At 56.7% G+C, this 13,469-nt stretch carries 11 protein-coding genes and 1 pseudogene; 1 reads left to right on the forward strand and 11 read right to left on the reverse strand.

What is annotated here, in order from left to right; genetic code table 11:
- Nucleotides 1–4: 4 nt before the first annotated feature.
- From AB5I84_RS01655 to AB5I84_RS01700, 11 genes are all read right to left on the reverse strand, one after another.
- Entirely contained in the window at nt 5–1,156 is a 1,152-nt protein-coding gene (locus AB5I84_RS01655) for a reverse transcriptase family protein (protein WP_369454092.1), read from the reverse strand.
- Nucleotides 1,157–2,557, reverse strand: a complete 1,401-nt coding sequence (locus tag AB5I84_RS01660) for a phosphoribosyltransferase-like protein (RefSeq protein ID WP_369454093.1) — start codon at nt 2,555–2,557, stop codon at nt 1,157–1,159.
- The gene (locus AB5I84_RS01665) at nt 2,554–6,840 is read right to left on the reverse strand and encodes a DNA methyltransferase (RefSeq protein ID WP_369454094.1); all 4,287 of its coding nucleotides are present in this window, start codon (nt 6,838–6,840) and stop codon (nt 2,554–2,556) included. Before AB5I84_RS01665 ends, AB5I84_RS01660 begins: the two co-directional genes overlap by 4 nt.
- Entirely contained in the window at nt 6,837–9,977 is a 3,141-nt protein-coding gene (drmD, locus tag AB5I84_RS01670) for a DISARM system SNF2-like helicase DrmD (protein ID WP_369454095.1), read from the reverse strand. The genes AB5I84_RS01665 and drmD overlap by 4 nt, the downstream gene beginning before the upstream one ends.
- A 70-nt stretch (nt 9,978–10,047) precedes the next feature.
- The gene (locus AB5I84_RS01675; protein WP_369454096.1) at nt 10,048–11,094 is read right to left on the reverse strand and encodes a DNA cytosine methyltransferase; all 1,047 of its coding nucleotides are present in this window, start codon (nt 11,092–11,094) and stop codon (nt 10,048–10,050) included.
- Between the two features lie 66 nt (nt 11,095–11,160).
- Nucleotides 11,161–11,358 (reverse strand): methylation-associated defense system helix-turn-helix domain-containing protein MAD1, encoded by a 198-nt coding sequence (mads1, locus tag AB5I84_RS01680; RefSeq protein ID WP_015471944.1) that lies wholly within the window; start codon nt 11,356–11,358, stop codon nt 11,161–11,163.
- 164 nt (nt 11,359–11,522) lie between these two features.
- Nucleotides 11,523–11,690, reverse strand: a complete 168-nt coding sequence (locus tag AB5I84_RS13760) for a glycoside hydrolase family protein (RefSeq protein WP_439650203.1) — start codon at nt 11,688–11,690, stop codon at nt 11,523–11,525.
- A gap of 3 nt (nt 11,691–11,693) precedes the next feature.
- Complete coding sequence (locus AB5I84_RS01685; protein ID WP_369454097.1) at nt 11,694–11,984, reverse strand: hypothetical protein; 291 nt, start codon at nt 11,982–11,984, stop codon at nt 11,694–11,696.
- Between the two features lie 137 nt (nt 11,985–12,121).
- Complete coding sequence (locus AB5I84_RS01690) at nt 12,122–12,412, reverse strand: glycoside hydrolase family protein (RefSeq protein ID WP_369454098.1); 291 nt, start codon at nt 12,410–12,412, stop codon at nt 12,122–12,124.
- Between the two features lie 28 nt (nt 12,413–12,440).
- Entirely contained in the window at nt 12,441–12,668 is a 228-nt protein-coding gene (locus AB5I84_RS01695; RefSeq protein ID WP_369454099.1) for a DUF7940 domain-containing protein, read from the reverse strand.
- The gene (locus tag AB5I84_RS01700) at nt 12,665–12,973 is read right to left on the reverse strand and encodes a DUF6127 family protein (RefSeq protein WP_369454100.1); all 309 of its coding nucleotides are present in this window, start codon (nt 12,971–12,973) and stop codon (nt 12,665–12,667) included. Before AB5I84_RS01700 ends, AB5I84_RS01695 begins: the two co-directional genes overlap by 4 nt.
- Before the next feature lie 77 nt (nt 12,974–13,050).
- Between AB5I84_RS01700 and AB5I84_RS01705 the strand changes: the two are divergent.
- Nucleotides 13,051–13,299 (forward strand): annotated as a pseudogene (locus AB5I84_RS01705) (tyrosine-type recombinase/integrase); the annotation flags it as partial.
- Nucleotides 13,300–13,469 lie beyond the last annotated feature (170 nt).

Below are 13,469 nucleotides of genomic sequence, written 5' to 3' on the forward strand. Positions count from 1 at the left end.
CCCCCTATGCCCCTGCGCTCATCGGCGCTGGAATTTTTGAAAACTGATTGTGGAATTCTTGCCACCTTGCGGTATCGACATCTTTGACGAAAGCGATCAAACCTGCGAGGTGGTTATGGAAGCCTATGGCCGAATCAAATTTTTCGTGCTCGGCAACGGCAACCAGTCCATATTTCTGCGCTGCGTGCAAGTGCCTGTCGATTCGTTTGTAAGTCTCTCTCGACAGTCTTGGAACAGTGCCGTCAACGAGCAAGCCGAGCACTACCTTTTTCGATCCCGGCCCTGCCACCCGCGTTTTCTTCGCGTTTTCACGAAAGCCACATTTGCGAATGGTTCCGACGATGGCGCGATGAATATCGCCAATCGACATACGCTCGGGTAATTCTCCACCAGCAGAAAACGTTAAATCGTCGGCATATCGCGTATAGGTAAATCCGTGCAGATCCGCGAAGATTGTCAACTTCTCATCAAGATCAAATGCGGCAAGGTTGCTCAGCATTGGGCTTGTCGGAGCCCCTTGGGGAAGTACGCCCGTTGCGCCAGTTCGCTCTACATAGAATTGATATGCCTTCTTTGACGCCACAAGGCGTTTGGGCCGCAGATGATGTTTTAGATGCGCTGGGAGCCTAGTTGTCGTGCATAGTCGAGCCAGTTCAAATGCAAGCAACGGTCGGTAACCCGCTTTCATGAAAACCCGATAGGCGTCGGATTCGCTAAGTGCGTGGAAGAAATTTTCCAGATCGTATTGAAGAAGCCAGCGAGCCCCGCAATGCACGGACGCGCATTTACGAATACCACCGTCTGCGTGAAAAGCGTATGAGGCCGGGTGTGGCCTCATTTTCTGGAGCAACTCCAGATTGATGAACTGCTGAACCTTGAACAGATCACCAGAGACAGCGTGGATGTGACGTCTGCCGCCACTTCTCTTTTTCACCGCAAACATGCGGTAGTTGGCCGACTCTCGCCGCCGCTCTACCGTTGCTCGTAATACGCTGTACTCAACCGCAGTGATTTTTGCGAGATGTCGCAAGGTAAAAATCACAGGCAGACCTGCCCGAGCCAGTCGCTGGGCGTAGGCCTTCAAATGATCAGCAGCTGGCTTGCCTAGAACAGGCGTGGTAGCTTGAGAAAGGTGATGTACTGACCAGGCTTCCATTCACCTATCCTTTGAGCCCAAGGGGCCATCAGTGTCATGGTTCTCCCGAGACACCGCAGGTGATTGGAGCATGACACTGAAGGGCGGCGCAGCCGCCTTAGCGTCAGATCTTTCCAGAGATGCCTGTCCGACATCCCCATCCGCAAAAGCCGAAACTTCCACAGAATCTGCCAACCCAAGAGAAGCAAGCTCCTCTCTGATTGGCGGCTGAACGGTTGCCCGGCCAGCACACCACGAACTTGGAATATACAGGCTGCGATCCCAATCCGGCAGAGCAAGAGTGGAATCTGCATGTTTCAGGCAATCGAGACCCGCCGTTGTAAGGCGCAACTGCGGCGTCAGCAAGCCCATTTCTTTCGCGCTTCCGAGGAGTCCGACAGCGTATTTGTGGTCAACGCAAAGCCTCGCCGCGATGCTTCTGGAACTGCGAACACCCCGTTTGATGAGGGCCAGTAACTGAGCCACTTCATCAGATTTTGACGTTATCACCTCCGACGCAACCAAAGGTGTCTGATCAATTAGCGCCAACAGCCAATCGGGCATCGCGCGCCCTGGCATGAGTCCTTGCCATTTGTCATTGGAAAACCACAAAACGCCAGGAATGTTATTGGGTACGCTGTGGTAGAAAACGGTGTTGGCCAGCACTTCGCCGTACCCAAGGCGTGCCCATTTCGGAATCTTGGTCTGGCTGCGACAAAGTTGAATGATCTGCAGGTGGTTTTCTCCCCAGCGTCCTTCCAGCCAATTGGTGTCGTAGACCATATCGCTGGTGAAATCGACTTTCGATGACTTCCGGAATCTCCGCTTGCCATGGTCGGAGCCTTTTATCTTGGCGACTATCTTCGCTTCGGCCTCGCGCGGCCTTGCAAAGCTGACGACATGGATTCTGACGAGTCCGAAACTCCACCAACTCAGAAACGTTGGGTGGCTGAGCATCGCATTGATGAAGCCCGATACACGGTCGCCGCTACCGATCGAATCATCAATCAGCAGGTAATCATGAACTTTCTTGTCTCGAAGTTCAGTGAGTGAAGAGTGGTCGAGCAGAGTCTCAGGATTGGCTCGCGCTAGATTTGCGACCAGGGAATAAACCAAGTCTTCACTGCCCAGCGAATCACCCGGACGGGCAACAATATCGCCCTCGTCATTCCATAGTGGCGATCCATCGTCCAGTTTCCGAACTGAGTAAAGCGCGTAAGTCTTCCCGCTCGGCAACGCAGAAACGACTCGCTGCAACCATGCTGAATAGACATCGCGTGAAACGAATTGCAGGTGGCTCAACAGCAACTTGGCCGTGGTTCTCTGAACTTCAGGGAATTGGGACAGCCAACCCTGAATTTCTGGTGAGGCATCTATCTTCGACGGCGATATATTTTTGAGTTGCTGTTTCGCTGAGCTCATGGCTTGGCCCGCCAGCGGTTGCCATCGGCGTGAGTCTCAATGAATTCATCACGCAATAACTCAGCAATGGCGGCATCCCAGTCATCCGTTGCAGCTCCACATCCAGCCAAGATGGCTTGCTTGGTAAACCAACCTGTGTGCGCTTCAAGCCAAGCAAGAATTTGATCAGTTGATATTGCCCCCCATTGATTGGCAACATCTTTGGGCAAGCATTCAGAAGAAGAATGATCATCTAACAAACTGGCTTGAAAGCTTTTCTCACCCAGCATGCTAGCGCTATTCGCTTTCTTAGGAGAGCGTCTTTCCTGTTTTGCAGATACAGGTAATGCCCCAGCCTCAATTGAATTTAGCTGAATTAATGATTGGATAACAAATGAACGTGCCTTGGGCGACATTGTGAATCTTATTTTTTCCGTACCAGACTGCGCGACATTGTGGAAGCCGTGTTCAAGATCAATGGAGGAAAAACCATAAGAATTGAGCAAGAGATTGTCAATTTCTTGATGAAGTGCCCTGATTTTTGCAATTTCAGGCTGCGTGCAGTCCGGATTGTGGAATTGTTTGTATATCTCGTATAGTCCAGTACGATTTTTCTTTGAGAGTTCCGCCCTCGCGTTCCAGTACGTCTCACCTGCTTTTGCCAGCGATTCTGTTGGGATTGGCATCGGGAAAGTCTCAAAGCAGTCCCCCGGTATATATCGCATTCCATTCCCTAATGATGATGCATAGCGTCTTGCCCAAACATCATGAAAAGAGCTTTGGAGTGCAGAAAAATCACTCCAGTCTTGCAACAAGAAAACGGCCAACTGCTCCGTATAAACAATATTTGATGGCAAATACTCAATAATATGATAATCGGACACCCTAGCTCGCACTAATATCTTTTTTAACTTTTTCTTCTTTATTCCATCGTACAAGGCATTTCTTGAGTGCCAGAACTTCCACCACTCATAAACCATCCGAGGATATTTAACTCCATCCTTGGTTTCTCGGTCCGGCTTTACGTGAATTAGGACATGGTCATACGGAGCCCGATAATTTTTCACTTGATCTAGATTCATTTCCCCAAAATCTATAATCCATCGCGAAAAATCCAGATCAATTAACTGATTTAGTTCCTTTCCGCCGAGGACAGGCTTAACAACATCAGCATTTTTGGCATTAATGGCGATTAACTGCTTTGCGCGCGCTTCATCTATGAAGAAGCCTTCTCCGAGAGGATTTGAGCCTTGGAAACACAAGCCAGCATTCTTAGATAGTTTTCTTGGGGCTTCCTCTGAACCACTACTTTCGACCAGCAAGTCGTTAATGAACTCGACAGGCTGCCCATCTATAAAGCGTCGCCCAGCCCAAGGTCCGTTGAAAATATTAATCATGGCGACAAATACCGAAGCATTGCCAGGCCATTGGAAGTTTGGGCGCGCCGCAAAAACTGACGCACCAGAAGTTATTAAGTCAGAAAGTCCATGCTTACGTGTCACCCCTTGAGAAATTGTGTTTGTTGCCAACAATCCCATGGCGGCAAGTGGAGACAGCAAAGAAAATATTCTTTTAAAGAAAAATGCGCACAGGTCTACCTTGTTGTTCCCACTAAAAGCGTGAGCCAAATAGTCTCCATAAGCAGCACCACTTGTTTCTGTAATGCGCAATCCTCCAAGAAACGGAGGATTGCCAATGGCGGCATCAAAACCTACTCTTGGACCTGAAAACACTTCTGGAAACTCAAGAGGCCAATGAAAAGGCAAACGTACAGGCTTGTCATTGGGCAGGTCGGTCGTGAGCAAGGCAACTGATCTCCGATGCATTGCAGCAAGCACTTCCCAATTTCCGTCGACTACCTGTCCGGCCTTGATGGTTAGCGACGCTAGTACATTTTCCAAAGTCGCGCCGCTACTGTTTGATGCGAACACCTCCGCGATAAAAGCATCGGCGATACTTTCCGGCACTTCAAGCCTGCGGCGCGCATCGGTGTTCAGTTGTGCCATGGCTTCCACATCCCGGATGTCGCGTATCGGCATCTCGCGTAACTGCTGTCGCAGCTCGATGGCCTCGCGCACGGCACTCTCAATGTTCTGGCCGAACAATCGCTGCTGCCCCTTGCCTCCAGGTTTCATGCTCAGCTCGGTGAGTTGAGCAAGTCGGTGAATGCCCAGCAAACTGTCACCACAGCGCAGGTTGTGGTCGAGGAAGCCAAAGGGACGGCCCTTGGCCAGCGTCACCAGCCAGATGGAGAGCTTGGCCAGTTCGACCGCCAGCGGGTTCAGATCGACGCCGTAGAGGCAGCGTTCGGCGATAAGCCTGCGCGCGATCACCGTGCGAGCTTCGCTGTCGCGAGGTAGCGGTTCTTTGGCCACTCCTGCGTCCAAGACTTCACCATCCACACTCACGGTTTTGCCCGTTGCCTCGACTTGTGACCAAGCCTCGACGAGGCGATCCGACAGCCAACGACAGGCTTGAACGAGAAAGGCACCCGAACCCATGGCGGGGTCGCAGATCTTGAGGTCGAGCAGTTCGGAGGGCGATTTCAGCGTCCACTGCTCGCGCGGCGTTCCTTCTGCTGGGCCGACGTAGGCCACCGGCGTGAGCGTCTCGGCGACGATGGCTTCTGTCAGCGATTTCGGGGTGTAGTGGGTGCCGGTTTCGCGCCGGTCGGAACCGGTGGTGACGATGAAGGCTCCTGCGGGATAGACCAGCGGATAGCCCCATGGGTCGGTACGCAGCAGATGGGCATAGGGTTTGACGCGGTCGCGCAGCTTGGTGTCGCCCTGGCAAGCGGTCAGCAGGCGATCGGCCAAGGTGTCGTCGACGGGTTTGGCCAGATTATTGCGCACTCGGCTGGCGGAACTGCCGGAGCGTTCTTGTAGTAACTCAGCCAATCGCGCGGCACCATCCAAGCGTGCCGAATCCAGCTCGGCCAGTTTGATCCACGGCGTCTTGGCGCTCTTGGTGGCATCCAGTTCCAGCGTGACTTCATCGGTGCGTTTGACGGTGCGCTCGAGCAGACCCTCGTACACGTAGCCGATCTGTTCGACATCCAGTGCGCGGTAGGACAGCGTGCGGCCCTGGAATTGCTGGATAGCCTCCAGCAACAACAGCACGGTGCGGTTGTCGATGGGCAGCGGTGTGGCCGCATCAGTACGCCAGTTCGAGCCCTTGGCCCGGCCTTCGAGGAAAGGGAAACGATCCGGATCGAACAGTGATCCGCCCAGCGCTGGGAGACGCAGATTCTCGTGTTCGATGCCGCCGAACACGGCGCGGAAGATCGCCAACAGGCGTGACCAGGCGTCCCAGCGGCGCTCGAGGATTTCCTCGGATTCCTTGCGCAATTGCATGCGCAAGGTGGAGAGCGCGTAGTTGGCCTCGTAGCGTTCGTCGCCCATTAGAAGCAGGCCACGCTCCTCGGCGGAGAGCAGGAACACCAAGCGCATCATCACTGTCAGCGCGGCCTCATACAGCTCGGGTTCTTTGACATCGTGCAGGAGCTCTCGATTGCGATCCTGGTCGGCTTTGTCGAGGGTTTGAATCAAGACTTCGACAGCACGGCGTACCTGCTCGCCGAGGGCGTCGGTGACTTCGTCTTGGAACTTCAGGGAGCGATCGAACAGTGCAGGCAGTTGTTCGGCTTCATCGACAAAGAAGCGACGAATGCCGAGCAGGTGCACGAAAGCCTGCAGCGTGATGGGTTCTTGGCTCCAGATGCGGGCATACCAACTGGCAAAGGTGGTGACGGCACCCACTGGTGCATCCACCAGCATCCAGCGCTCGCCGTTGGTCACCAGTCCGAGTCGACAACCCAATGACCGGCACAACTGAACCATGCGATCAGCGGGTGTGGCGGCCCAGCCATCTTGCTTCAGGGTGGTATCGAGATCGACATCCTGCGCATAGGTCTGGATCAGCAGCAGTGGCTTGTTGGCACGCTGTTCATCGATCACCGCAAAATCAGGCGACAGCGTCACACCGTGTTCGGGCAAGCTGGCTTGGAGGTTGGCGGCGCACCAGTCGGCGCGCTTGAGGACGTCGCCTTTTCCGTCTTCATCGAGTTCGAGACCACGCGACAGCACTTCGTCGATCCAGGCCGCGTGCAGGTCGGCGAACTGCGCATCTTCCAATTCCAGCGCTTCGCGCCATTCCTCATAGGCTTGGCGCAGGCGTTTGCGCTTGATGCCATCGAGCTCTTCCAGCCCTTGCGGAAAGGCTTCCTTCAGAACGGGAACGGCGAGGAAAGGGCCGGAGATCTCGATCAACGACAACCAATCATCATGCACGCTGGGAGCACTCATACGGCACCTCCCTGAACGGCAGATGCAGGCACCAGAAAGATGACGGCGACCGGGAAGGTGCGGTCGTTCAGTTTTGCGTAGCGGGTTTCGATGGCCTCGGCCTCTTGCTGGCGCTCGGCTGGAATGCGGGCAAGACGCGCCTCCAGTGCGGCGGTGTCGCGCCTGAGCTGTGTTCGTTCGTCTTCAGTGAAGAGCGATAACTGCGCCGGTTGCTGATCTTTTTTCAGCTCGAGCTGAATGGCTTTTTCAAGCTCATCAAGCACGGTGCCGATGTCGGCCACTTCCTGCTGCTTGCGGGACTGCAGGGTGTTGGTCAGGAACTTGAGCCGGTCTTTCGACCGGGCATCGATCGACTGCAGGATGGCGCTCTGCGCACGATCGAAACGCACACGGATGGCATCGAACAGCGAATCTGCGGCCGTCAGTGGCTTGGCCTGATCCAGCCATTGCTGGACTTTGGTGACGCCGTCCTCACGCCGGAACGATTTGTCCCCCAGATAGCCTCCGGCCACCGTCAGCTCTTCGTGGAGGCGGTGATGGTTGCCGCCAGTGACGACCAGCCTCGAGATGACGACTACGGCGGGGCCATCGATCAGTGCGTCCGGCACCGACCGTACCGTGACGCGATGCAACTTCTTCACGTCGTCTTGTGCCCACACCTCGGCGCGCAGCAAGCGCAGGCACATCTGCACCAGTCGGTGGTTGAGGTGAACCAGCACCACGTCGTCACGCCCGGTGGCGACGGCGTGATCAAATGTGATGGGCCGGATTTGCAGTGTGTGGGGGTGACGCAAGCCTTCGAGGCAGCGCGCCCACGAGCCAGACAGCGCGGGCATCTTGAACACGGTGCCCGCTGGGGCGTCGGCCAAGGCAAACGGCTCGAGCGGCGGACGGCCTGCCAACTCGAGGCCCGTCTTGACCGCCATGAGGATGTGTTCTGGCGTGAGATGGAAATCCTGCTGCGTAGTCAGGAGCCGTTCGTGCAGTTTGGCGACTCGGTCTTTCAGTTCGCGCTCGGCGCGCACGAAGCGTCTGGCCTTGGCGATCTTGGCTTCAGCCAAACGGGTGTCGAGGTCTTTGAGTGAGCCTTCGATCAGCCCCGACATCTGCGGCGCAATGACCGGATTGACGCTGCCCATGTCCGCACGCATGGATTCGAGCTTGCGCAGTGCCCGGATGATGTCATCGCCGTGACCACCGATGGTTGCTTTGCCCTGTTCGCCGCCATCGACGGGATGCCATATCAATACTTCTTTCTGGCGCTGACCGTGCCGGTCGATACGACCGTTGCGCTGCTCCATCACATTGGGGTTGTACGGGATCTCCAGATGGATGAGGCAATTACAGTGATTCTGCAAGTCGATACCTTCGGACGCGGCATCGGTAGCCAGCAGAATGCGCACCGCTGAATCCTTGGGCGAGGTCTGGAAGGCCGCTTTGACTTTCTCGCGCTCGTCCTGCGCCATGCCACCGTGAAGGATGGCCAGTCGATCGCCACCGAAATCGTGGCTGGCCAAGATCTCGTGCATCCATTGGTGCGTAGTGCGGTATTCGGTGAACAAGATGACCCGACGATCATTCCACTGACCATCGGTCTTGAGGTTGACCTCAAGCCAGTCGAGGATGGCCTTGGCCTTGGCATCGACCTGATTCTTGGCCGTCTGCGCCCACGATCGAAGCTCGTTCAGCATCTGTTGCTGGTCTGCTGTCAGTGGCTGTGCCCGACGTGAGGCTTCCTCGACGGCCTCGGACTGGGCGTTTTCGACCTCTTGGTCGTTGGCGTAATCTTCTTCGACCCGCAGGATGGCTTTGCGCAGAATGCGGTCAGCCATCGCATCCTTGTCTTTGCGTTGGCTGCCGTTGGCTAGGCTGGCAATGTGCTTCTCGAGAGTGGATGCGAAAGCGGCGGGAGAAGAAAAGAGCCGTTTCTTGAGCAACTGGTTGACGAACGATGTACCGAACGCATTGCCGGCCTTTTCGGCATCTTGCTCGCGGCTCGCGCAGTAATCATTCAACTTCTGGTGAATGGCGCGTTCTTGTGCGGAGTACGAGGCCGGCAACGCTTGCAGCTTGCGCTGCGCATAGAGCGGCTTGCCTTCTGCATCGACCAAGTCGCTCTTGAGGCGGCGGATCATCACCTGACTCAACTGCTTTTCATCGGGCAGGATATTGCGGGCGAAACGCTGGTCGTCCAGCAACTCCAGCAGCGATGTGAAGGATTCGGTATAGCCGTTGTGTGGGGTTGCCGTCAGAAACAGACGATGCTGGAAGTGCGGGCTGATGGAACGGATGAAGTGTGTGCGCTGGCTCTCCAGCGCGTAGTTCACACCGGCAGCGGGGGCGATATTGTGTGCTTCATCGACAACCAACATGTCGAATTTGCATGGATAGTTGGTGTGCGCAGGCAGAACATCGCGCATGGCGCGCAGTCCTTCTCCGCTTTTGGCCCAGTCCATGGATGCAATCAGGCGTGGATGCGACGTCCATGGGTTGGCATGGATACCGCGATCTCGGCGCAACTGCTTGATGTAAGCTGTGTCGACAACCCGGAAATCAAGGCCAAACTTTTCCAGCATTTCGACGCGCCACTTCTCTTGCAGCGATGCCGGGCAGATGATCAGAACGGTGCGGACACGATGCCGCAGCAGCATCTCCTGGATGACGAGACCCGCCTCAATGGTCTTGCCCAAGCCGACGTCGTCAGCGATGAGCAGATTGACGCGCGCCATATCGATGGCTCGCACCAGTGGGTCGAGCTGGAAGTTCTCAATGCTGACACCGCTGCGGAACGGCGCTTGCAGAAAGCCTCGGTCGGCATTGGTGGCGGCACCCCAGCGAACTGCATCAAGAAACGCTTCGAGGGTGTTGGAGTCATCTTGGCCAGTAATTGACGGCAGACCTGCGCGCTCAATGATTTGCGCGCCGGGCTCAATCTCCCAGATGACCTCAATCTCCTCACCTAGACCATCCTCGTCGATGGATGAGAGGGTCACCGCATTCTGTTGCGCAGAGGTTGATGTCAGCTTGGATGAGGCGACTTCGGCAACGACCCACTGGCGCCGCCTGACCTCGACTAACTGCCCAGGCTCTGGGCGGGCCCGGTAGGCCTGGCTATTCTGTGCGTTCGAAATTTCCATGCGGTCTACCGTTTTCCTGTTCTGTGGGTTCTATGCGCCCCAGCAAATAGCCGGGGCGTCATTTATCGGGTCATGGTTGTGGCGCAATCTCGGCAAGATGGGAGTTGATGCTGCGTGCGATCGCGCGACCAAGGTCCACAGGAACGGCATTGCCGATCAGGCGCCCCAGTACTTTGAAGCTCACCTCACCGTCATCGGGAATGAACGCGTAGTCACGCGGGAAGCTCTGAATAATTGCCGCTTCCCTCAAGGTGATCGCGCGATCTTGTTCAGGATGCCCAAACCGGCCATTGCCGAACCCATAGCACTGCGTCGTCATGGTGGGGGCAGGCTTGTCCCACTCCATGCGGCCATAGACGCCGGGGTAGGTCCTGCCGCTTTCTGCGCGATGGCAGTCAGCGACGAGATGCTCCGGCCAGTCGCGCCACGTGCCGCCAGGCTTCGATACCTTGATGCGTTTGAGATTCTTTTCTGACAAGGTAGATGAAACGTGCAGCTTGTCTCTCGGTGCTGCTTCACCTGCGCTCAGTGCGCGCAGGCGACCAATCGCCTGCCTCACGGTTTTTGGCTTATCGATAGTAGGTTCGATCATCCTGATGTCGCCATGCCTTGATGCCAGCAGAACCATGCGGCGGCGAGTTTGTGGCACGCCGTATTGCGAGCTGTCGACGACATCGAACCAGACGTTGTAATCAAGTCGCTTGAGCGTGTCGACGAAGTCGTGAAACACCTCGTGCTTGGCAACGGTTGGGACGTTCTCCATCGTGATGACATCTGGTCGAGTGCCCTTTGCCAAACGAGCGAACTCGTACAAAAGCCCCCATTTGCCATCCTTGCCATCCAGCTCATAGCGTTGCGCATAGGTGGAAAAAGGCTGACAAGGAGCACACCCTGCAAGGATCTTCAAATCAGCATCGCCGAAAAGCTGATCCAACTCATCGGTGGTGACTTTGCTGATATCGCGCTCTACAAATTTGGCGCTGTTGTTAGCCTCATAAGGAAAACGGCAGGCAGGGTCCATGTCGATGCCCGCAACGACTGGCACGCCTTCGAGCACGAAGCCATGCGTCAGCCCGCCAGCTCCACAAAACAAATCAACACAAGAAATTTTCGTCATTTCAACAATCCTCTTTTCGTTTCGACCGCAGGATGAGGCGATCGAAACCCGTCGATAGCAAGTCATTCATTCTTTGCCTCGACCTTCGTTTTCTGCTGCTCCACCAGAGCGCACCCACTCATCGACTTCCTCAGACTTGAACTTCCAAAGTCGACCGATTCGGTGAGCAGGCATGTTCCGTTTACTGATCCAGGCATAAACGGTGTCCTTGCTCACGCCGAGGTACTCGGCGATCTCTTCGACCGACAACCAGCGATCTGACATGGCAGGGGTTTCCATCAAAAGTCGGAATAAGGGCAGCTTCGCAATGATTGCACGGATTATGCTCGCAGTAAATCCGAATAGATCGGATTTGGCATGATTGGCTTCGGTTTGATGTGATTGACTGCTGAGGTGCAGCTCTGTCCCGGGCGGAGCTCGTCCACTATTTATGTCGACACCAGCGCAATTTCAGCTTCTCGCCGTGCCACCAGCCCCCGAGGCAGCACCTTCCCGCCGCCATAGACCCAGCGCCGCAGTTCCTGCCCTGCACCAATCCAGTCGCGTTGGTTCACTCGCAGGCCCCGCGTTGACGTTTGCAGACCTCCAGCGCCCAGTCGCTACTTGATGCTCGTTGTCATCTCATTGACCCACGCCTGCAACGCCCTCAGTTGCTCGGCGCTTTCGTTGCAGGCTTGGTAGTTGGCCGCGATAGTTCCGGCGACGGCAGAGAGCGCAACGCCTGCGGCGGCCGCATCAGCATCTCGGGCGGTCTCGGGCAGTTCACCGGCGGCGGCAGCGTCCCGCTGCGCTTGCACGTGGCCCGCGCCCTTGATCCAGCCGAAGCCAATCAGCGCAACAGCCAGAGCAGCGATGGCCAGCCAGCGGTAAGGCCACGGAATCAGGTTCATGGCGTTTCCCCGAGGCATTGGCGGTACTCGGCCTGCCGCCGCGTGGCCAACCCGCCGCACAGCTGCGCATTGGTGGGCAGCGCGCAGTCCTTACCCTGGAAGAAGCGCCAGCGCAGCAGTTCGGCGCAGGCCCCGGCCTAGTCCTCGGCGTTGAGTTTCCTGACCAGCGTGGATTGGCAGAACGCGCGGCTGCCGACGTTGTAGGAGAAACTCACCAGCGCGTCGTACTCGTTCTGGGCCAGCGGCACGGTGACGCATTGCTTCAATGCACCCTCAAACTGCTGCACATCGGTGAGTGCCCGGGCCAGCGCCTTCGGCGGCGTGGTGGTGTCGCCCAGCTTCACTCCGGTGGTGGTACCGAACCCGATGGTCGGCACATCGCCCTTGACCGGAATCACTGCGCGGTCGGTGTAGCCCTCGTGAAGCACGATGCCGACCAGCGCTGCAGCGGCCGGATCATCGGTGCATCTCCGGCTGCGCGACCAAGCGGGCGATGGCCGCGCCGATGCTGGCGCTGAAGGCCAACAGCACGAACACGCCACGCGGCAGCACGTCGCCGAACAGCGGCACCACTACTTCCGCCGCCGTGAAGATGGCGGCGACGATAGACAGTCGGATGCTCCAGGCGCGGCGCGCGATCTTTCGCCAGTCGTCGAGCAGGCAGATCTTGCGGGTGGCCGTCATGGCGCACCTCCCATCAGCTTCAACTTGATAGCGGCCCCCACCAGCAGCGCGGCCAGGATGCCGGTGGTGATGACTTTGACGGTGGTCTGCCACGCCGTGCGACGCGCATCACGCCAGGCTTCCAGCAGGTCGCGCAGCTCGCGGATGTCTTTCGCGGCGTGGCCGTTTTCGAGGCCGAGATGGGACAGAACGCGCTCGGCACCGCGTTCAGCGGCGCGGTCCAGCAGTTCGTCAAAGTCCTCGCGGCGCAGCAAGAGCATGTTCTCCACGAGCGCTGCGGGCGCTTGTTGTTCGGGTTCGGTCATTTGTGTTCTCCAGAAATGCAAAACCCGCCTCGTGGGCGGGTTCAGTTGGTTGCGGCAGCATGTCGTCCAGCTTGACCGCATTCCGTAGAGCGTTAGACCGTACCGGCATCGAGCTACCAGCAGGGCAAGCAAGCCACGCCTTGCGGCATACGTTTGCCAGCCACTTTGTGATGAAGGGGGGAAACATCCTGGTACTGCAGCGGATACTGGGGCACTCCAGCATCACCATGACGATGCGCTATGCGCACCTGGCGCCGGAGCACTTGCAAGAGGCCGTGAGGCTGTCGCCGCTGGCCGATCTCGACACTTCTTCGACACGACAATAAAAAAGCGCAAGTGCCGACCAAGGAAACCCTTGCGAATCAGCATCTTGCGCTTTGTGTGTTTGGTGGTGGGGTGGAACCCTGCGCCAAACCTATGTAACTCAGCGCCTTACGACCGCTGCGAACTCCTGCGGAAAGGTGCGGAATCCAGCCCCATCTGCCGTCAATCCTAA

Source organism: Alcanivorax sp. REN37 (assembly GCF_041102775.1).
Classification (GTDB): domain Bacteria; phylum Pseudomonadota; class Gammaproteobacteria; order Pseudomonadales; family Alcanivoracaceae; genus Isoalcanivorax; species Isoalcanivorax beigongshangi.